This window comes from Mesorhizobium sp. M0028 (assembly GCF_040323855.1).
In the GTDB taxonomy this organism is placed as follows: domain Bacteria; phylum Pseudomonadota; class Alphaproteobacteria; order Rhizobiales; family Rhizobiaceae; genus Mesorhizobium.
This window is the reverse complement of record NZ_JAMYVG010000039.1, coordinates 10,001-30,028: the sequence shown is the minus strand read 5'-3', so window position 1 is coordinate 30,028 and position 20,028 is coordinate 10,001. Positions and strand designations below refer to the sequence as shown.

General features: G+C 64.0%; 16 protein-coding genes and 2 pseudogenes (1 of these 18 running past the window's edge). 13 read left to right on the top strand and 5 right to left on the bottom strand.

The window, feature by feature from the left end; genetic code table 11:
- Nucleotides 1–141: 141 nt before the first annotated feature.
- Nucleotides 142–831 (top strand): annotated as a pseudogene (locus NKJ93_RS33045) (winged helix-turn-helix domain-containing protein); the annotation flags it as partial.
- 9 nt (nt 832–840) lie between these two features.
- Nucleotides 841–1,494, top strand: coding sequence for a Vgb family protein (locus NKJ93_RS33040; protein WP_023722289.1), 654 nt, complete (start codon nt 841–843; stop codon nt 1,492–1,494).
- Between the two features lie 39 nt (nt 1,495–1,533).
- On the opposite strand, the gene NKJ93_RS33035 is transcribed toward NKJ93_RS33040, so the two are convergent.
- Nucleotides 1,534–2,019 carry a MarR family winged helix-turn-helix transcriptional regulator gene (locus NKJ93_RS33035; RefSeq protein ID WP_023722290.1) on the bottom strand — a complete coding sequence of 162 codons (486 nt, stop codon included), beginning with the start codon at nt 2,017–2,019 and terminating at the stop codon, nt 1,534–1,536.
- 96 nt (nt 2,020–2,115) lie between these two features.
- Here NKJ93_RS33035 and NKJ93_RS33030 point away from each other — a divergent pair, with 96 nt between their 5' ends.
- Entirely contained in the window at nt 2,116–3,021 is a 906-nt protein-coding gene (locus NKJ93_RS33030) for a DMT family transporter (RefSeq protein WP_352549711.1), read from the top strand.
- A 3-nt stretch (nt 3,022–3,024) separates the two neighbouring features.
- On the opposite strand, the gene ubiG is transcribed toward NKJ93_RS33030, so the two are convergent.
- Nucleotides 3,025–3,774 carry a bifunctional 2-polyprenyl-6-hydroxyphenol methylase/3-demethylubiquinol 3-O-methyltransferase UbiG gene (gene ubiG / locus NKJ93_RS33025; RefSeq protein ID WP_023722292.1) on the bottom strand — a complete coding sequence of 250 codons (750 nt, stop codon included), beginning with the start codon at nt 3,772–3,774 and terminating at the stop codon, nt 3,025–3,027.
- 217 nt (nt 3,775–3,991) lie between these two features.
- Between ubiG and NKJ93_RS33020 the strand changes: the two genes are divergently transcribed.
- From NKJ93_RS33020 to NKJ93_RS32980, 9 genes are all read left to right on the top strand, one after another.
- Nucleotides 3,992–4,558, top strand: coding sequence for a putative glycolipid-binding domain-containing protein (locus NKJ93_RS33020; protein ID WP_352593554.1), 567 nt, complete (start codon nt 3,992–3,994; stop codon nt 4,556–4,558).
- Between the two features lie 195 nt (nt 4,559–4,753).
- Nucleotides 4,754–6,007, top strand: coding sequence for an aspartate kinase (locus NKJ93_RS33015; RefSeq protein ID WP_352496390.1), 1,254 nt, complete (start codon nt 4,754–4,756; stop codon nt 6,005–6,007).
- Nucleotides 6,008–6,137: 130 nt separating this feature from the next.
- Entirely contained in the window at nt 6,138–8,408 is a 2,271-nt protein-coding gene (gene ptsP / locus NKJ93_RS33010) for a phosphoenolpyruvate--protein phosphotransferase (RefSeq protein WP_352483551.1), read from the top strand.
- Between the two features lie 8 nt (nt 8,409–8,416).
- On the top strand, nt 8,417–9,496 hold the full coding sequence (gene prfA, locus NKJ93_RS33005; RefSeq protein ID WP_352593551.1) for a peptide chain release factor 1: 1,080 nt from the start codon (nt 8,417–8,419) through the stop codon (nt 9,494–9,496).
- The gene (gene prmC, locus NKJ93_RS33000) at nt 9,489–10,367 is read left to right on the top strand and encodes a peptide chain release factor N(5)-glutamine methyltransferase (RefSeq protein WP_352593548.1); all 879 of its coding nucleotides are present in this window, start codon (nt 9,489–9,491) and stop codon (nt 10,365–10,367) included. Before prfA ends, prmC begins: the two co-directional genes overlap by 8 nt.
- Nucleotides 10,368–10,671: 304 nt before the next feature.
- Entirely contained in the window at nt 10,672–11,631 is a 960-nt protein-coding gene (locus tag NKJ93_RS32995; protein ID WP_502899026.1) for a DUF4167 domain-containing protein, read from the top strand.
- A gap of 238 nt (nt 11,632–11,869) precedes the next feature.
- Entirely contained in the window at nt 11,870–14,476 is a 2,607-nt protein-coding gene (clpB, locus tag NKJ93_RS32990; RefSeq protein ID WP_352593542.1) for an ATP-dependent chaperone ClpB, read from the top strand.
- A gap of 100 nt (nt 14,477–14,576) precedes the next feature.
- Nucleotides 14,577–14,942 carry an MmcQ/YjbR family DNA-binding protein gene (locus NKJ93_RS32985; protein ID WP_023722299.1) on the top strand — a complete coding sequence of 122 codons (366 nt, stop codon included), beginning with the start codon at nt 14,577–14,579 and terminating at the stop codon, nt 14,940–14,942.
- A gap of 235 nt (nt 14,943–15,177) precedes the next feature.
- Nucleotides 15,178–16,644 (top strand): L,D-transpeptidase family protein, encoded by a 1,467-nt coding sequence (locus tag NKJ93_RS32980; protein WP_352496395.1) that lies wholly within the window; start codon nt 15,178–15,180, stop codon nt 16,642–16,644.
- Between the two features lie 20 nt (nt 16,645–16,664).
- Here the strand turns inward: NKJ93_RS32980 and NKJ93_RS32975 are convergent, their stop codons facing one another.
- Entirely contained in the window at nt 16,665–16,991 is a 327-nt protein-coding gene (locus NKJ93_RS32975; RefSeq protein ID WP_352593557.1) for a TMEM175 family protein, read from the bottom strand.
- 51 nt (nt 16,992–17,042) lie between these two features.
- Nucleotides 17,043–17,296 (bottom strand): annotated as a pseudogene (locus NKJ93_RS32970) (TMEM175 family protein); the annotation flags it as partial.
- 170 nt (nt 17,297–17,466) lie between these two features.
- On the opposite strand from NKJ93_RS32970, the gene NKJ93_RS32965 reads away from it, so the two are divergent.
- The gene (locus NKJ93_RS32965) at nt 17,467–19,026 is read left to right on the top strand and encodes an MFS transporter (protein WP_352483557.1); all 1,560 of its coding nucleotides are present in this window, start codon (nt 17,467–17,469) and stop codon (nt 19,024–19,026) included.
- Between the two features lie 16 nt (nt 19,027–19,042).
- Here the strand turns inward: NKJ93_RS32965 and NKJ93_RS32960 are convergent, their stop codons facing one another.
- Nucleotides 19,043–20,028, bottom strand: partial view of a M23 family metallopeptidase gene (locus tag NKJ93_RS32960; protein WP_352483558.1) — the 3' portion only. The gene runs 973 nt beyond the window's last position; 986 of the gene's 1,959 nt are visible here — the last part of the coding sequence; the start codon falls outside the window, past its right edge; it ends in the stop codon at nt 19,043–19,045.

Here is a 20,028-nt window from a genome sequence, read left to right as displayed (position 1 = left end):
ACCATGAAGTTCTGGCCGAACGTCGAGCGGTCCTTGATACGATATTGGCTTGCCTCGACGGAAAGATTTCTACCCCCTCACCCGGGGGGGGGGGCGGGCGGCGCCCCCCCCCCCCGCCCCGGGGGGGGGGGGGGGCCCCCCGCGGCCGGCATCCCCGCGCTGACCGCAGAGGTGGAGAGCGCATCGCTGGTGCTGGAGACGCCGGCGGCACGCCTTGTCGCCCGTGGCGAGGAACGGCCCCTTCTGCTCGACGAAGTCGAAGCGCTCCTGGCGTCGGGGGCGCTGGTGGTGGATGCATGCCGCAATGTCGTGCGGGTCGCAGACACCGTCATCTCGCTGGCGACCCGCCCGGTGCTGTTCGCTGTTGCCCGCGCGCTGGCCGAAGCCTGGCCGAGGGACGTGGCAAGATCGACGCTTATTGCGCGCGCTTTCCGCGGAAAGGACGCGGACGAATCACATCGCGCGCGGTTACGGGTCGAAATCGGGCGACTTCGCGCGGAGCTTCGGAGCTTGGCCGATGTGAGCGCGACGAAGCGGGGCTTTGCCCTGGCGCCACGCCGCGCCGGCGAGGTCGTCGTGCTGGCGCCGCCCGTCGAGGACGATCATGCCGCGGTGCTCGCCTTCCTCGCCGACGGCGAGTCGTGGTCGAGCTCGGCCTTGGCGATTGCGCTTGGAGCCAGTTCGCGTACCGTGCAGCGGGCGCTCGAGCAACTCGCCCAGTCAGGCAAGGTGCAGTCGTTCGGCCGCGGGCGGGCGCGTCGCTGGATGACCCCGCCGGTGCCGGGTTTCCCGACAATCTTGTTACTCCCCGGCCCGCTGCCGGGCTACTAGCGTGGTATTATGAAACGATCCTCAGCCGAAATCCTCCGTGAATATGGACCCTTTCCGGGTGTCGACCACGTCGACGGCGTTACCTTCGACGGTGAGCATGTCTGGTTTGCGTCAGGTGACAGGTTGAACGCCTTCGATCCGGCGAGCGGCAAAGTGGTGCGCTCGATCGATGTCGCGGCACACGCCGGCACGGCCTTCGACGGCCAGCACCTCTATCAGATCGCCGAGGATCGCATCCACAAGATCGATCCGAAGAATGGCCAGGTGCTGGCGTCGATCCCGGCGCCCGGCAATGGCGGTGATTCCGGGCTCGCCTGGGCCGAAGGAACACTCTGGGTCGGGCAGCACCGGGGCCGAAAGATCCATCAGGTCGATCCCGAGACAGGGGCAATCCTTCGCACCATCGTTTCCAACCGCGTCGTCACCGGGGTCAGCTGGGTCGATGGCGAGCTGTGGCATGGCACCTGGGAGGGTGAGGAGAGCGATGTCCGGCGGATCGATCCTGAAACGGGAAAGGTCCTGGAGAAGCTCGATATGCCGCCAGGAACAGGCGTGTCGGGGCTCGAATCCGATGGCGGTGACCAGTTTTTCTGTGGCGGCGGAAACAGCGGCAAGATCAGAGCTGTCCGCCGGCCCAAACGAGGCTCCGCGGCCAGGATTTGAGTTTTCCACCTTCTCGGCCGGCCCTTTTGGCCGGTTTGGTTAGCCTAGGCTCGCGATCAATTTTTCGAGCAGGCGTGCCAGCATGACCTGCTCCGGGCGTATCAGGCCGGAAAGTATCTCGTGCTCGTTGGCAACGTGCGCGGCAACCGCCTCGTCGATCAAAGCGAGGCCCTTCCGGGTCAGTTGTACGACGATGCCGCGGCGATCGTCGGGATGCGGCCCGCGCTTGATCAGGCCGGATTTCTCAAGCCGATCGAGGCGGTTGGTCATCGCGCCCGACGTCACCATCGTCGCCTCGTACAGAGCGGTCGGCGTCAGCGCGTATGGCGGCCCGGAACGACGCAGCGTCGCCAGCACATCGAATTCTCCGGATTGCAGTCCGTAACTTGCAAACAGCGGCGCCAGCCGCTCCCGCGCGATCAACGAGGCAGCCTCGTTCAACCGTCCGAGCACGGCCATCGGCGAGACATCGAGATCCGGCCGTTCCTTTTTCCACTGCTCGATCGCTTTTGCTGCGCGATCCATGTCTCTCACCGTTATGTATCTTGACGTGAAGAATCTTTACCGTATCGTACCTCAGCTTGTGGTATCGGCCAAGTGCGAACAGGCGATGGGACGGCGATGAAATTTCTCTGGGACTCGGCGCTTGGCCTTCTGGTCGTCACCGGTGGACTGCTCGGCCTGACGCTGCCGTTCGGCAAGATCGCGACGGCGGCCGGCGTCCCCGCCATGGTCTGGGCCTTCGTCATCTCGCTTGGCGCCGGCGGCGTGCTTTTGTGCGCATTGCTGCTCAACGGGCAGCGCATGCGGCTTTCGCCGCACAGGCTGCGCTATTTCTTTGTCACCGCGGCCGTCTCCTACGCAATCCCCAATCTGCTGATGTTTTCAGCCATTCCGCATCTGGGCGCCGGCTACAGCGGCATCATGTTCACGCTGTCGCCGGTCGTCACGCTGGTGTTCTCGATGCTGCTCGGGGTCAGGCGCCCGACCATGCTGGGCATCGTCGGCATAGTCGTCGGTTTCGTGGGCGCAGTCATGGTGGCCGTGACGCGCGGGGAAGCGGGCCATCCGGCCGAATTTTTCTGGGTGGCGATGGGCCTGCTCATCCCGGTCAGCCTCGCCGCCGGCAACATCTACCGCACCGTCGACTGGCCTGAAGACACCGGCCCGATCGAGCTTGCCGTCGGCAGCCATCTGGCAGCAGCCTTGATGCTGCTTGCCGGCATTCTGATCCTGCTGGGCGGCAATGCATTCGGGTCGCTCGGCGGCGTGCCGCTGGTCGCTGCGGCACAGGCGGCATCAGCCTCGGCGATGTTCGCCTTCTTCTTCCGCCTGCAAGCGGTCGGCGGCCCGGTCTATCTCAGCCAGATCGGCTATGTGGCGGCGGCGGTCGGGCTGTTTGCCGGGACGCTCTTCCTCGGCGAGCGCTATCAGTTGCTGACCTGGGCCGGTGCGGTCATCATCACCGCCGGCGTGTTCATCACCACCAAGGCGCAAAGCCAGAAGACATATGGCCAGAAGGCGTAAGCTTCAGACGGATACCTTCTCCGCCAGCACCATGTAGTTGACATCCATGTCCTTCGACCGCTGCCAGCGGTCGGCGAGCGGGCTGTAGGTGACCCCGGTGCGGTCGATGACGGTCAGGCCGGCGCCGGCAAGCGCCTTTTCGAGTTCCTCGGGGCGCACCAGCTTGCCGAACTGGTGGGTGCCGCGGGGCAGCCAGCGCAGCACATATTCGGCGCCGATGATGGCCAGGCCCAGGGCCTTCAGCGTGCGGTTGATGGTGGCGACGAACATGATGCCGCCGGGCTTGACCATCTCGCCGCATTTGGCCAGGAACAGATCGACATCGGCGACATGCTCGACCACTTCCATGTTGAGGATGACGTCGAATTTTTCGCCGGCATCGGCCAGGTCTTCCGCGGTCATGGCGCGGTAGTCAACGCTCACGCCGACTTCCGCCGCATGCAGCTTGGCCACTTCGATGTTGGTGGCGGAGGCATCGGCGCCGACCACTTCGGCGCCAAGCCGCGCCATCGGCTCGCACAAAAGCCCGCCGCCGCAGCCTATGTCGAGGAAGCGCAGGCCTTCGAACGGCCGTGCCGCACGCGGATCACGGCCGAAGCGGGCCGCCACCTGGTCACGGATATAGGCAAGCCGGATCGGGTTGAACTTATGCAGCGGGCGGAACTTGCCGTTCGGGTTCCACCATTCGGCGGCAAGGGCGGAAAATCGTTCCACCTCTCCGGCATCGATCGTCGATCGTCGGGGCTCTGGCATGGCGTGGTCTCCTCGGACGCTAGGAAGTCGGGCGCAAGGCTGCGAATGTCAAGGCGCGAAATTCACCGCCGGCAGCGCGATGCGCGTGATGCCTGACAGCACCGCCTTTTGCCGGAGGCAATTGTGTCAGCACATGTCAGTTGATGGTGTCCCGGAAGGAAACACCAATGCCCTGGCGGACGAAGCAGAGACATGGTGATCGAAGGAGTGCACAACGATGCGAACGGTTGCTTCCATTCTTTGGCGCCGGCTTGACCAGGAAGGCCACGACGCTTGCCTGCTGTCGGAAGCGAGTTCCGGGTGGAACCTCAGGGGACACGCGCTTTTCGTCCAGGACGGCAAGCCGTGCAGCATCGCCTACGAGGTGGACTGCGATACCGGCTGGCATACGCGCTCGGCGCGTGCCGACGGCTTCCTCGGCACGCAAGAGCTGCATTATGGCATCGACCGGCTTACCGAGCGCCAATGGACGCTGAACGGCGAGCATCAAGCGGAAGCCGACGGTCTCATCGATGTCGATCTCGGCTTCACGCCTGCCAAAAACCTTTTGGCGCTCCGCCGTTTTGCCCTCGATGTCGGCACGGCGACGCCCGCCCCGGCGGCCTATCTGACATTTCCCGACCTGAGGCTGACGCACCTGGAACAGACCTATCAGCGCGTCGATGCAGCACACTACGCCTATGCCGCGCCGCTGTTCGGCTACAACGAGATGCTGGAGGTCTCGCCGCTCGGTTTCGTCCTCGATTATCCGCGCCTGTGGAGAGCCACGGCACTGCAGGGCTGAAGCGAGCGGCATTTGCCAACAAGCAGTGCAGGCGTGACACTGCGCTCGTGTGTCGCCTGGCCGGCAGCGGCGGCATGCCTTGCGAAACCGCGATCATTTGGCTAAGGAGGCCGCGCATTGAGCGTCCGGCCCGGTCGGACGCATTTCCGCTTTTCGGCCCTCGGTCCGGCATTCAGTCAAAGGCATTTCGCTTCCATGGCGCGCATCGTGATGAAATTCGGCGGAACGTCCGTCGCCGACATCGCCCGCATCCGCAATGTGGCGCGTCACGTCAAACGCGAGGTCGATGCCGGCCATGAGGTCGCCGTCGTGGTCTCGGCGATGGCCGGCAAGACCAACGAGCTCGTGCATTGGACGCGCGAGGCCTCGCCGATGCACGATGCGCGCGAATATGACGCCGTCGTCGCGGCCGGCGAGCAGGTCACCGCCGGCTTGCTGGCGATCGCGCTGCAGAATATCGGCGTGCATGCCCGCTCCTGGCAAGGCTGGCAGATCCCGATCAAGACCGACAACGCGCATGGCGCGGCGCGCATTCTCGATATTGACGGCGCGTTCCTGATCAAGCGCTTCGGCGAAGGCCAGGTGGCGGTGGTGGCCGGTTTCCAGGGCATCGGGCCGGACAACCGGATCGCAACGCTCGGCCGCGGCGGTTCCGATACCAGCGCTGTCGCCATCGCGGCGGCGGTCAAGGCCGACCGCTGCGACATCTACACCGATGTCGACGGGGTCTACACGACCGATCCGCGCATCGAGCCGAAGGCGCGGCGGCTGGCCAAGATTTCCTTCGAGGAAATGCTCGAAATGGCCTCGCTGGGCGCCAAGGTCCTGCAGGTGCGCTCGGTCGAGCTTGCCATGGTGCACAGGGTGCGTACCTTTGTGCGGTCGTCCTTCGACGATCCCGATGCACCCGGAATGGGGGATTTGCTCAATCCGCCGGGAACGCTTATTTGCGACGAGGAAGAGATCGTGGAACAGCAGGTCGTCACCGGAATTGCCTATGCCAAGGACGAGGCGCAGATATCGCTGCGCCGCGTCGGCGACCGGCCGGGCGTCGCCGCCGGCATTTTCGGGCCGCTCGCCGAGGCCAACATCAACGTCGACATGATCGTCCAGAACATTTCCGAGGACGGCAAGTTCACCGATATGACCTTCACCGTGCCATCCGGCGACGTCGACAAGGCGCTTGCCGTGCTCGAACGGCTGAAGGCGACGATCGGCTACGATGTGGTGCAGTCGGAAGCCGGCATGTCAAAGGTCTCGGTCATCGGCATCGGCATGCGCAGCCATGCCGGCGTCGCCGCCACCGCCTTCAAGGCGCTGGCCGACAGGTCGATCAACATCCGCGCCATTACAACGTCCGAAATCAAGATTTCGATCCTGATCGACGGTCCCTATACGGAACTAGCAGTTCGCACTTTGCATTCCGTCTACGGTCTGGATAAGCAGTAGCAGATCGAAAGTCTTGGAGCGGCCTTTATGCGTTCAATTGGACGCACGGCGCTCTAATTGAGTTGTTGCGTTTGTGCCGCTGTGCAGGGCAACCTGCACCGGCTGAAATGCTATTGGAGAAGAAGCCGCGATGCGTGATTCGGCCAGTGGCCCGCGCGTTTTGCTGAAACGGCTCCGCGAGCTCATGCAAGAGCCGCTGGAGCCGCAGGAGCGGCTTGACCGGATCGTGCGCGACATCGCCTCCAACATGGTTGCCGAGGTCTGCTCGCTCTATGTGCTGCGCGCCGATTCGGTGCTCGAGCTCTACGCCACCGAAGGCCTGAACCCGAACGCCGTCCACCTGGCGCAGCTCAGGCTGGGTCAAGGCCTGGTCGGCACGATCGCGGCCTCGGCGCGGCCGCTCAACCTTTCCAATGCACAGGAGCATCCTGCCTTCGCCTACCTGCCGGAGACCGGGGAAGAAATCTACAATTCCTTCCTCGGCGTGCCGGTGCTGAGGGCAGGGCGGACGCTCGGCGTCCTGGTCGTGCAGAACAAGACCATGCGCCATTATCGAGACGACGAGGTCGAGGCGCTGGAAACGACGGCGATGGTGATCGCCGAGATGATCGCCACCGGCGATCTGGAGCGGCTGACGCGCCCCGGCCTCGAGCTCGATCTGCGTCGCCCGGTAAGCTTTACCGGCCTGTCCTTCAATGAAGGCGTCGGGCTCGGCCATGTGGTGCTGCACGAGCCGCGCATTGTCGTCACCAACCTGTTCAACGAGGACAGCGAGGAGGAGGTCAGGCGGCTCGACGCGTCCCTCGGCTCGCTCAGGCTCTCCATCGACGACATGCTGGAGCGCCGCGACGTCGCCTTCGAGGGCGAGCATCGCCAGGTGCTCGAAGCCTATCGCATGTTCGCCAACGACCGTGGCTGGGTACGCCGGCTGGAGGAGGCGATCCGCAACGGCCTGACGGCCGAAGCGGCGGTCGAAAAGGTGCAGAGCGACATGCGTGCCCGCATGCTGCACATGACCGATCCGTATCTGCGCGAACGGATGAGCGATTTCGACGATCTCGCCAACCGGTTGCTGCGGCAGCTTATGGGGCGCGGACCGGAGGACGTCGCGGCCTCGCTGCCCAAGGACGCCATTATCGTCGCCCGCTCGATGGGTGCTGCCGAGCTGCTTGACTATCCCAGAGACAAGCTGCGCGGACTGGTGCTGGAGGACGGCGCGGCGACCAGCCATGTCGTCATCGTGGCCCGTGCGATGGGCATACCGGTCGCCGGCCAGATGAAGGGCGCCGTTTCCATGGCGGAAAACGGCGATGCCATCATCGTCGACGGCGAGGAAGGCGCGATCCATCTGCGCCCGCAGCCCGACCTCGAGGCGGCCTATGCCGAGAAAGTGCGCTTCAGGGCGCGGCGGCAGGAGGTCTACCGCGAGCTGCGCAAGAAGCCGTCGGTGACCAAGGACGGTGTCCAGGTCGATCTTCTGATGAATGCCGGGCTGGCGGTCGACCTGCCGCAACTGGCCGAAGCTGGCGCGGCCGGCATCGGCCTGTTCCGCACCGAGCTGCAATTCATGGTCGCCTCGACTTTTCCGCGCGCCGAAGCGCAGGAGCGGCTCTATCGCGACGTGCTCGAGGCGGCGCGCGGCAAGCCGGTGACGTTCCGCACCATCGATATCGGCGGCGACAAGGTGCTGCCCTATTTCAAGGGGTCGATCCAGGAGGAGAACCCGGCGCTCGGCTGGCGCGCCATCCGCCTGACGCTCGACCGGCCCGGCCTGCTGCGCACCCAGATCCGCGCACTGCTCAAGGCGTGCGGCGGGCGCGAACTGAAGCTGATGCTGCCAATGGTGACGGAACTCGGCGAGATCGTGCAGGCGCGCGAGATCATTGATCGCGAGGTGCGGCATTTGTCGCGCTTTGCCCATCATTTGCCGACCAGCCTCAAGGTGGGCGCGATGCTGGAGGTGCCGTCGCTGCTGTTCCAGCTCGACGAGTTGATGAAGGCGGTCGATTTCGTCTCGGTCGGCTCGAACGATCTGTTCCAGTTCGTCATGGCGGTGGATCGCGGCAACACCCAATTGTCCGACCGCTTCGACCCGCTCTCGACGCCGTTCCTGCGTGTTTTGAAGAAAATTGCCGACGCCGGAGCGCGCAACCATACGCCGGTGACCCTGTGCGGCGAACTTGCCGGCAAGCCGATTTCGGCGATGGCGCTGATCGGCCTTGGCTATCGCTCGATCTCGATGTCGCCGGCTTCGATCGGCCCGGTCAAGGCGATGCTGACGGAACTGCCGCTCAGCGAACTGGAAGCGTTCTTCGACGACAATCTGATGGCGCCGGCGCAAGGCCTGCCGATGCGGGCGCTGCTGCAAGCCTTTGCCGACGACCGCTCCATACCGCTATAGACTTCGCCATGATCAACCTGCCCCGCGACCGTATGGACCAAGTCGTCAAGCGTTTCGACATGCTCGAAGCGCAGATGTCGGCCGGGCCGGCGGCGGACGCCTATGTCAGGATGGCCTCCGAATATGCCGACATCCAGGAGATGGTGGCAAAGATCAGGGCGCTGCGCGCCGCGGAGCGCGAACAGGCCGATCTGGAGGCGATGCTCGCCGACAAGGGCACCGACGCCGAGATGCGGGCCTTGGCCGAGGCCGATCTGCCAGGGGTCGAGCATCGCATCGAGGCGCTGCAGCAGGACATCCAAATCCTGCTGTTGCCAAGGGATGCCGCCGACGAAAAGAACGCCATCCTCGAAATCCGCGCCGGCACCGGCGGTGACGAGGCGGCACTTTTCGCCGGCGACCTGTTTCGCATGTACGAGCGCTATGCCGCGGCGCATGGCTGGCGTTTCGAGACGGTGTCGGCCAGCGAGGGCGAGGTCGGCGGCTACAAGGAAATCATAGCCACCGTTTCGGGCAAGGGCGTCTTTGCGCATCTGAAATTCGAATCCGGCGTGCACCGCGTGCAGCGTGTGCCGACGACGGAGGCGGGCGGGCGCATCCATACCTCGGCGGCGACGGTCGCGGTGTTGCCGGAAGCGGAAGAGGTCGATATCGACATCAGGGCCGAAGACATCCGCATCGACACGATGCGCGCCTCGGGTTCCGGCGGCCAGCACGTCAACACCACCGATTCGGCCGTGCGCATCTCCCATCTGCCGACCGGCATCATGGTGGTGCAGGCGGAAAAGTCGCAGCACCAGAACCGGGCGAAGGCCATGCAGATCCTGCGCGCCAGGCTCTACGACCTCGAGCGCAGCAAGGCGGACGAGGAACGCTCCGAATCGCGCAAGTCGCAGGTCGGCTCGGGCGACCGCTCGGAACGCATCCGCACCTATAATTTTCCGCAAGGGCGCGTCACCGATCATCGCATCAACCTGACGCTCTACAAGCTCGACCGGGTGATGATGGGTGAGCTTGACGAGATCATCGACGCGCTGATCGCCGATCACCAGTCGAAGCTGCTCGCCGATATCGGCCTCGATGGCTGACGGCCTGCCCGGCACGCTCGCCTCACTGTTGCGGGAGGCGCGAAACCGGCTTACCGCGGCCGGGATCGCGGATCCGGCGCTCGATGCCAGGCTGATCGCCGAGCATTTTTCCGGCACGACCCGCACGCAGGCCATCGCCGATCCCGAGCAAACGGTCGATGCGGGCGTGAGAGCAGCGATCGATGCCGCACTGCGGCGGCGTATCGCCGGCGAGCCGGTGCACCGCATCCTCGGCTATCGCGAATTCTACGGCTTGCGCCTGTCGCTTTCGCCGCAAACGCTGGAGCCGCGGCCGGATACCGAAACGCTGGTCGAGGCTATACTGCCCTTCGTCAAGGCAGTGGCGGCACGCGAAGGCGGCTGCCGCGTCCTCGATCTGGGGACCGGCACCGGTGCCATCGCGCTGGCGCTGCTCAGCGCTGTCCCGGCCGCGACCGCCACCGGCGTCGACATTTCGCGAGAGGCGCTGGTCACGGCCATGCGTAATGCCGGGGAATTGGGGCTCGCCGGTCGGTTCACGGCGCTCAAATCCGACTGGTTTGAAAAAGTTTCTGGCCGGTACCATGTAATTGTCGCAAACCCTCCCTATATACCCTCAGACGACATTGGAAATCTGCAGGACGAGGTCCGCGGTTTCGATCCACGCCAGGCCCTGGATGGCGGCGTGGACGGTCTGAGCCCCTACAGGAAGATCGCCGCAGGAGCGGCAGCCTATTTGGAACTCCAAGGCAGGATTGCGGTCGAGATCGGCCATACGCAGCACCAACAGGTTACGGGGATATTCTCCGCGGCCGGGTACTGTCCGGTCGGGGTGTTTCGTGATCTCGGCGGAAACGACAGAGTTCTTGTGTTCGAACGGTGGAAGCCGTGATGCAGTGCGAAAAAAGCGCTTGGCAATACCGGGGAATGCGGCTAGGGTCGCCTTAACCGGATGAGACGAAGCAGGCAGTGCTCTTAGCGATTCGGTTTTCCTTGGAAATAGCTGCCTTCTTGCGCAAACGACGCCCAAGCTTCGTGCGGGAATCGTCCGGCAAGTGAAGTAACCGGAACAGGATGGCACGTGGCGCCAACGCAATTGATGCGGGCGAACGCCGGTGAAGGAACGAAACGGCTGGCCGCATGAGCGCCTCCGTTCGTGAAGAGTTTTTCGAAAATTTCAAAGTGAAGAGAGTCTAATGAGGCCACAACAGCAAAACAGGCGCATGCGCGGTCGCAACAACAATGGCGGCGGCGGCAACAACAATAACAACAACAACCGAAAGGGGCCGAATCCCCTGACGCGCAACTATGAGAGCAACGGTCCGGACGTGAAGATCCGCGGATCGGCTCAGCAGATTGCCGAGAAGTACGCAACCCTTGCCCGTGACGCGCAAAGCTCCGGCGACCGGGTGATGGCGGAAAACTATCTCCAGCATGCCGAGCACTATAACCGCATCATCGCAGCCGCTCAGGCACAGATGCCGATCCAGAACGCGCAGCAGAATCGAGACGATTTCGACGATGACGGCGACGAGGATCGCGACGAGTTCGACAATGCCGGCAACAACAATGCCAACGAGGCCTCGGCGTCGGCCAATCACGGTGCCGGCCCGCAGCCGGTCATCGATGGCACGCCGGCCGAACTGGCTCTGAACCAGGAAAACAGCCGCGACAATCGGGGCGGCCGCGATAACCGTGACGGCCGCGACAACAATGGCGGACGCCACCGCGACCGTCGCCCCAATGGCGGTTACGGTCAGAACGGCCAGCGCGGCGAATATGGCGCGCGCGGCGAGCAGCAGGGTGGCCAGCGCGTCGAACAACAGCCACAGCGCGACGAGATGCCGGCGCAGGCGGAGCCCGTGCCGGCCGCTGAGCCGGTCTTTGTGAGCGAGCCCGCACCGCAATTCGAAAACCTTTCGCCGGCGGGTCTCGCCGCCCAGGCCGAGCTCAACGAAGCTGCTGCCGAAAACAGCCCGGCCCGCCGCCCCAGGCGTCCGCGTCGTCCGCGCCTCGATGTCGAACAGGCAAATGGCGGCAACGACAATGCCGGCCCTGACAGTTCCGGCCCTGACCGTGCCGAAACTGGCAATGTCGATGCGGCGCCGGCTGAAGATGCCGGCGGTCAACCTATTATTGCCGACGTCGAGAATTGATCGAAGAAACGTTCAGGCGATCTTAGCGCATCCTTTACCCTGGACGGCGGAGAGAAATCTCCGCCGTTTTCCTTTTGCGCGCTCGGAATATTATGCGTTCGCCAGTGTCGAGGCGTCTTGAGGGTCCGTGGTTTGCGTCCCATATCTTGCGTGAACAGGATCCGGCTCGAACGGGCGGGTCCGTCACCGCAATCTGATCCGGTGCCGCGAAGCGGGCCGGTGACGGAAGGAGACAGGCATGAATCTTGAAAAATATTCCGAGCGCGTGCGTGGCTTTATCCAGTCCGCGCAAACCATGGCGCTTTCCCGCAGCCACCAGCAATTCACCCCCGAGCATATCCTCAAGGTCCTTGTCGATGACGACGAGGGCCTGGCTGCGTCGCTGATCGAGCGCGCCGGCGGCAATGTCCGTGACGTCAAGCTCGGCGTCGAAACGGCACTGGAGGCAATGCCCAAGGTCGAGGGCGGCAATGGCCAGCTCTACTTGGCGCAGCCGCTGGCAAAGGTGTTCTCGACCGCCGAGGAACTGGCCAAGAAGGCCGGTGACAGCTTCGTTACCGTCGAACGGCTTCTGCAGGCGCTTGCCATGGAAAAGTCGGCCAAGACCGCCGACATCCTGTCCAAGGCCGGTGTCACGCCGCAGGCGCTGAACCAGGTCATCAACGACGTACGCAAAGGTCGCACCGCCGATTCGGCGAGCGCCGAGCAGGGCTACGACGCGCTGAAGAAATACGCGCGCGACCTGACGGCGGACGCCCGCGCGGGCAAGCTCGATCCGGTCATCGGTCGTGATGACGAAATTCGCCGCACCATCCAGGTGCTGTCGCGCCGCACCAAGAACAACCCGGTGCTGATCGGCGAACCCGGCGTCGGCAAAACGGCGATCGCCGAAGGGCTGGCGCTGCGCATCGTCAATGGCGATGTGCCGGAATCGCTCAAGGACAAGCAGCTGATGGCGCTCGACATGGGGTCGCTGATCGCCGGCGCCAAATACCGCGGCGAGTTCGAGGAGCGGCTGAAGGCGGTGCTTTCCGAAGTCACGTCTGCCGCCGGCGGCATCATCCTGTTCATCGACGAGATGCACACCCTGGTCGGCGCCGGCAAGGCGGATGGCGCCATGGATGCGTCGAACCTGCTGAAGCCGGCGCTGGCCCGCGGCGAACTGCACTGCGTCGGCGCCACCACGCTCGACGAATACCGCAAGCATGTCGAGAAGGATGCGGCCCTTGCCCGCCGCTTCCAGCCGGTCTTCGTCAATGAGCCGACGGTCGAAGACACCGTCTCGATCCTGCGCGGCCTGAAAGAGAAATACGAGCAGCACCACAAGGTGCGCATCTCGGATTCGGCGCTGGTCGCGGCCGCTACGCTGTCAAACCGCTACATCGCCGACCGCTTCTTGCCGGACAAGGCGATCGATCTCGTCGACGAGGCCGCCTCGCGGCTCAGGATGCAGGTCGATTCGAAGCCCGAGGCGCTGGACGAGATCGATCGCCGCATCATGCAGCTCAAGATCGAGCGCGAGGCGCTCAAGGTCGAGAAGGACGATGCCTCGAAGGACCGGCTCGCCCGGCTCGAGAAGGAACTCTCGAACCTCGAGGAGGAATCGACCGAGCTGACCTCGAAGTGGCAGGCCGAGAAGCAGAAGCTCGGGCTTGCCGCCGACCTCAAGAAGCAGCTCGACGAGGCGCGCAACGAACTTGCCATTGCCCAGCGCAAGGGCGAATTCCAGCGCGCCGGCGAACTTGCCTATGGCAAGATCCCGGAACTCGAAAAGCAGCTGAAGCAGGCCGAAGCCAGGGATGGCAAGGTCGGCATGGTCGAGGAAGTGGTCGGCCCCGATCACGTCGCTCATATCGTGTCGCGCTGGACGGGGATCCCGGTCGACAAGATGCTGGAAGGCGAACGCGACAAGCTGTTGCGCATGGAAGACGAGGTCGGCAAGCGCGTCGTCGGCCAGGGTGAGGCGGTGCAGGCGGTGTCGAAAGCGGTGCGCCGTGCGCGCGCCGGCCTGCAGGACCCGAACCGGCCGCTCGGCTCGTTCATGTTCCTCGGACCGACGGGCGTCGGCAAGACCGAATTGACCAAGGCACTGGCCAGCTTCCTGTTCGACGACGAGAGCGCCATGGTGCGCATCGACATGTCGGAGTTCATGGAGAAGCACTCGGTCGCCCGGCTGATCGGCGCGCCCCCAGGCTATGTCGGCTATGAGGAAGGCGGCGCGCTGACCGAAGCGATCCGGCGGCGGCCCTATCAGGTCGTGCTGTTCGACGAGATCGAGAAGGCGCATCCGGACGTGTTCAACGTGCTGCTGCAGGTGCTCGACGACGGCCGGCTGACCGACGGGCAGGGCCGTACGGTCGACTTCCGCAACACGCTGATCATCATGACGTCCAACCTCGGCGCCGAATATCTGGTCAATCTCGGCGAGGACCAGGATGTCGACGTGGTGCGCGACGAGGTGATGAATGTGGTCAGGGCTTCGTTCCGGCCGGAATTCCTCAACCGCATCGACGAGGTGATCCTGTTCCACCGGTTGCGCCGGCAGGATATGGGCCGCATCGTCGAAATCCAGCTCAAGCGGCTGGAAAACCTGCTTGTCGACCGCAAGATCGCGCTTTCGCTCGATCAGGAGGCGATCGACTGGCTGGCGGCCAAGGGCTATGATCCGGCCTACGGCGCGCGGCCGCTGAAGCGGGTGATGCAGAAGGAATTGCAGGATCCGCTGGCGGAAAAGATCCTGCTCGGCGAGATCCTCGACGGCTCGACCGTCAAGGTCACCGCCGGGTCCGACCGGCTGAACTTCCGCTCGAAGCCGGCGGTCGTGGCAACCGAGGCGGCCGCCTGACTTCAAGCCAAAGCCTGTTCCATCCCGATGGAATCGGGATGGGCTCCTCTCTTCTTTTTTGACCATGATCTCATGGTCTACCATCATTGGCGGGGCGCAGATGACGCTGGACGATTATAACAGCTTCTGCGCCTCGCTGCCTTCGACGACCCATGTCGTGCAGTGGGGCGGCGCCCATGTCTGGAAAGTCGGCGGCAAGGTGTTTGCAATCGGCGGCTGGAGTGAAGGCAAAGAGCCGTTCGTCACCTTCAAATGCTCCGATATCGCCTATGACGTGCTGAGGGAACAGCCGGGCCTTCGGCCGGCGCCCTATCTCGCCTCGCGCGGCATGAAATGGATCCAGCGCCAGACAGGCGAAAGCATGGATGACGAGGCGCTGAAGGATTATCTGCGCGAAAGCCACCGTCTCGTCGCGCTGAAGCTGACGAAGCAGGCGCGCAAGGAATTGGGACTCATTGCCGGTTGATCTGCCAGAAATCCGCCATCTTCATGCCCGGTTCATATTGGAACCTTATCGTACGCAAGTGATTTGCTGGCGAAGGGGTTCGCGACCACATCGGCCCGAAATCGAGTTTTGATTTTCGCAAAGCACGATGCGGAGATTTAAAGCGTTAGAGTGTCCTTAAGCCCAAAAGGACGCGCGGCGCTCTTGAGAGACAATGCCGGCGGCGGCAATTACGGACCGGAGAATTTTGGCCATCATGTTGCGCACCATCTTTACCCTTTCAGCGCTTGCTGCCGGGCTGCTGGCTTCGAATACGATGGCATCGCCGATAGTGGATACTGCGCCACGGGTGGGTCGTGCTGCCGATGACGGCGGCATTCTTGTCGCCCAGAACGGCAATCTCGACATCTATTACGACGCCAGGGGAAACCGCGTCATCGTCGATGCGGAGACCGGCAAGGTTATCGCCATCCAGCCGCCGCAGACCAGGCTCGATCGCCGTGCCTTGCGCCGCGAGCGCCTGCGCAATCTCGGACCGGTCGAAGACGACCGCTATTATCTTGACGATCCGGAGGACACGGCGCGGTTCCGTCGCAGGCGGTTGGAAGACGAAGGCAGGGTCATCGTGCCGCCGGCTGACGAGTACGACCCCTATGGCGACAATTCGGCAGAAGTCTTCCCCGAAGCGCCGCGGGATGACGGCGGCTATGGCAACAATTTTCCGGAGGAAGCGCAGCCGGTGAAGCCGCGCACCATTGAGCGCCAGCCGCTCAATGAGGCTTCGATCGAGCCGGTCGAACCGACAGTGCCGGGCGAGCAGGCGGCCTTGCCGCCAAGCACTGGCGGCAAAACGGCGGTCGACCCGTCGTTATCGCTCGGCGCCCGCCAGGACGTGGCGGCGCTGCAGGTGCTGCTCGACCGTGCCGGTTCTTCGCCCGGCGTCATCGACGGACGCTTCGGCTCGAATGTCGACAAGGCGCTTGCCGCCTATAATGAGATCACCGGCAGCAATCTGAAATCGACCGATGCGATCGGCATCCAGGCCGCCCTGGCGCAATCCGGTGGCGATGCCTTCGCCTCCTATACGATCACGCCCGAGGATGCGGCCGGCCCCTATGTCGCCTCGATACCGGAGGACTACAGCCAAAAGGCCCAGCTCGACCGCATGGGCTACACGTCGGTGCCCGAGGCGCTGGCCGAGCGCTTCCACATGGACGAGGCCTATCTGAAATCGCTCAATCCGGACGCCAATTTCAGCCGCCCCGGCACCATCATCAAGGTCGCCAATTTCGGCAGGCTGGTGGCGACGCCGGTGGCGCGCATCATCGCCGACAAGGCCAACAAGCAGGTCCGCGCCTATGATGCGGCGGGCAAGCTGGTCGCAGCCTATCCGGCGACCATCGGCTCGTCGGACACGCCGTCGCCGTCCGGCACCCATGCGGTGTCGCGTGTCGCGTTGGATCCGAATTACACCTACAACCCGAACATCAATTTCAAGCAGGGCGAAAACGACAGGATCCTGACCATCCCGCCGGGGCCGAACGGTCCGGTCGGCTCGGTCTGGATTGCGCTGGACAAGCCGACCTATGGCATTCACGGCACCCCGGATCCATCCAAGATCGGCAAGACCGAAAGCCATGGCTGCGTGCGGCTGACCAATTGGGACGCGCGCGAGCTGGCCAAAATCGTGTCGCCCGGCGTGACGGTGGAGTTCGTCGACTGAGTTGAGCGTTTTCGCTCCACTCACCCGATGATCTTGCGCAGCAGTCGCGCGCGTGGCGCCGCCGCATAGATCAGCTGCACCACCAACATGAAGCCGACGCTGAGCAGCGGGCTGACGAGGCAGAGTGCAGCGCCGATCGCCCACAGGATCTGCGCCTTGACGATGCGCAGATAGACCGTTCGGGTGGTCTCCGCATCGACGCCTTCCGCCAGGAGGCCGTTTTTGTCCGCATAGCGCCAACTGGCGAGCAGCGTCAGCTCGAGCATCAAAAGATTGAGCCAGTAGACGAGCACGGCGGTTCTGAATTCGAGGAAGTCGGCCAAAAGATCGGTCGAGAACGGCAGCAAGGCGATGAAACCGAGAAAACAAAGGTTCAGCGTCGCAAGCCGCCTGTCGGACTTCGCGATCAGCCCGTGCTGCGCCTGCTGGCCGAACCAGAAGATGGTCAGCGTCAGGAAGCTGAGCGCATAGGTCAGAAACGCGGCGCCAGTGCTGCGACCGCGGCGATCAACTCGTTTTCGGAATGCACCGTTTCATGCGCTGGCACCCTGATCTCGAGAACGATCAGGGTGAGCGCGATGGCGAACACGCCGTCGGTGATGCCGACGACGCGCCCACGTCCTTCCGCCGAGGGTTCGAGCGGTCGTTTCATGCGGGTATTTTCCCCCTTGCCAGTCGCGCTGCAAGAAGCTTAGCACGGCATCGGCCGTTTGCACCCGCACTGGCGTGGTCCTGCCTGCATGGCCAGGTTCGGGCTGGTTTCAACGAGAACAGCCTGCTGGCCGGTTGTCGCTGGCCCCCCGGCGGTCTAGGTAAGGCAGCATGCACACGCCAACCAAAGTCGGTACCGGCGCCGTTCCCCTGACCGGCTCACTTCCGTCCGATACGTTTTGCCCGCAGGCGCAGCGGCGGTTCGTGCTGATCGCGGCGATCCTGGCTTCCGCACTCGGCTTTATCGACGGATCGGTCCTGGCTATTGCGACGCCGGCGATCCGCGTCGACCTCGGCGCCAGCCTCGCCGAGGCGCAATGGATTTCCAATGCCTATGCATTGACGCTTTCAGCCCTCATTCTCGTCGGCGGCGCCGCTGGCGATCGCTTCGGCCTGCGCCACTCCTTCGTCGCCGGCATCGTCCTGTTCATCGCCGCCTCGCTTGCCTGCGCGTTGGCGCCTAACCCGGCGGTGCTTATTGCGTTTCGGGCTATCCAGGGTGTTGGAGCGGCCGTCATGGTGCCGGGCAGCCTGGCCATTATCGCCAAAGCCTATCCGAAAAAGGAACGCGGCCGGGCGATCGGCATCTGGGCGGCGGCATCAGCGCTGACGATGGCGCTCGGTCCGGTGCTGGGCGGCTTCGTGCTGTCGGCCTTCGGCGACGGCATCTGGCGGGCGATCTTCGCCATCAACCTGCCGCTCGGTCTTATCTCGATCTATCTTCTGCTGGCCAAGGTTCCCGCCGACGCGCCGGCGGAAAAGCGCAGCCTCGATCTCGGCGGCGCAGCACTCGCCATATTGGCGTTCGGAGCGCTCGCTTACGGCCTGACCTCGATGAGCGGTGACGGGGAGGGGCTGATGTCCGGCCCGAGTATTGCCGCCGGCGCAGTTTTGCTCGTCGTGTTCATAGTCTTCGAACGCCGGCGGCGCGAGCCGATGATCGACCTATCGCTGTTTCGGATTGGGGCGTTTGCGGGCGCCAATGTGGCGACCTTCTTCCTTTATTTCGCGCTGTCGGCCAATCTGTTCTATCTGCCGATGCTCATGATCGCCGGATGGGGGCTGAGCACGGCCGAGGTCGGCTTCATCTTCCTGCCGCTGTCGGCATTGATCGCGCTGCTGTCCGGGCCGGTCGGCCAGTGGTCCGACCGCATCGGGCCTCGCTTTCCGATCGCCAGCGGCAGTCTGGTGGTGGCTGTTGCCTTTGCCGGGCTTGCCTTGCTGGCCTATTGGGGCATCCACAATTTCTGGTTGGGGGTGTTCCCGCTGATGGCGCTGATGGGGTTCGGCATGGCGCTGGTGGTGTCGCCGCTCTCGACCGCCATCATGACGGCGGTCGAGGACAAGGATACGGGTGCGGCCTCGGGCATCAACAACGCCGTCTCGCGCATCGGCGGCCTGATTGCCGTGGCGGCGATGGGATCGCTGGCGGCCTGGGTCTACGCTGCCGTGCTCGGCACCGGTGCCGGCATTCCGGGTTTCGGCGAACCGGCGCCCGCCGGCCTGGCGCCCGGTCTCGATGCGGCACGGCTTGCCGCCAGCGACGCGGCATTCGCGGCCGTTGCCGCAGTGACCGCGCTGCTTTGCCTGCTTTCGGCAATCACCGCCTGGATGACGGTTTCCGGCGAGCGGCTGCCATGGGCGCGCGACACGGCGAATCAGCAGGGCTGACGACGAAAACGTCGGCTCAGCCTTCGATCTTGGCGCTCGCTACCTTCAGCTGATTGCTGTCTTCCTGCTTGAGCAGGTCGTCGATGCGTTCGCGCTCGCGCTTGAAGGCGACGAGGTCGTCGCCTTTCAGCGTTTTGCCGACCGGCAGGCGGACGCGCATCGAATCGACCTTGGTGCCGTTGACGATCAGTTCGTAATGAAGATGCGGACCGGTGGAGAGGCCGGTTGAGCCGAGATAGCCGATAACCTGACCTTGGCGAACGCGAACACCCGGCTCGATGCCCTTGGCAAAGGCGCTCTGGTGATTGTAGGACGTCTCGTAACCATTGGCGTGCCGCAGGATGATCTGCTTGCCATAGCCGCCAGCCCAGCCGGCCTTTTCGACGACGCCGTTGCCCGCGGCAATAATCGGCGAGCCCACCGGAGCTGCCCAGTCGGTGCCGGTATGCATTTTCACATACCCCAAAATGGGGTGGCGCCTGGCACCGAACCCCGACGTAAACCTGCCATTGGGCAAGGGATTGCGAAGCAGAAACTGCTGGGCGCTGCTGCCGTTTTCCTCGAAATAGTCGGTGCTGCCGTCCTGCATCTGGAAACGGTAGAAATTTCGCGTCGTGCCGCCGAAAGTCGCGGAGACGTAAAGCAGCTCGGATTCGTCGGACGCCTGGTCGTCGCCATCGGGCTGCGAGAACAGCACCTCGATGCGATCTGTGGGACTGAGGCGCGACTGGAAATCGACACCGGATGCCAGCAACTTGATCAGCCGCTGCGTCATCGCCTTGGACATGCCGTAGGAATAGGCGGTGCGATAGATGCCGTCATAGACGTTCGGTAGATTGCCGCGCACCACGGGCGCAGGCGAATCGTCGAACGCCGTCAGCAATTCGGGATTTGGCTCCGGCTCCTGCGCCGGCACGTATTGGTCGCGGTCGTCGAGCGCGATGGTGACGATGTGCTGGGTCCTGTCGTAAACGCTGGTGCGAACGATCTTGGCGGCGTCGC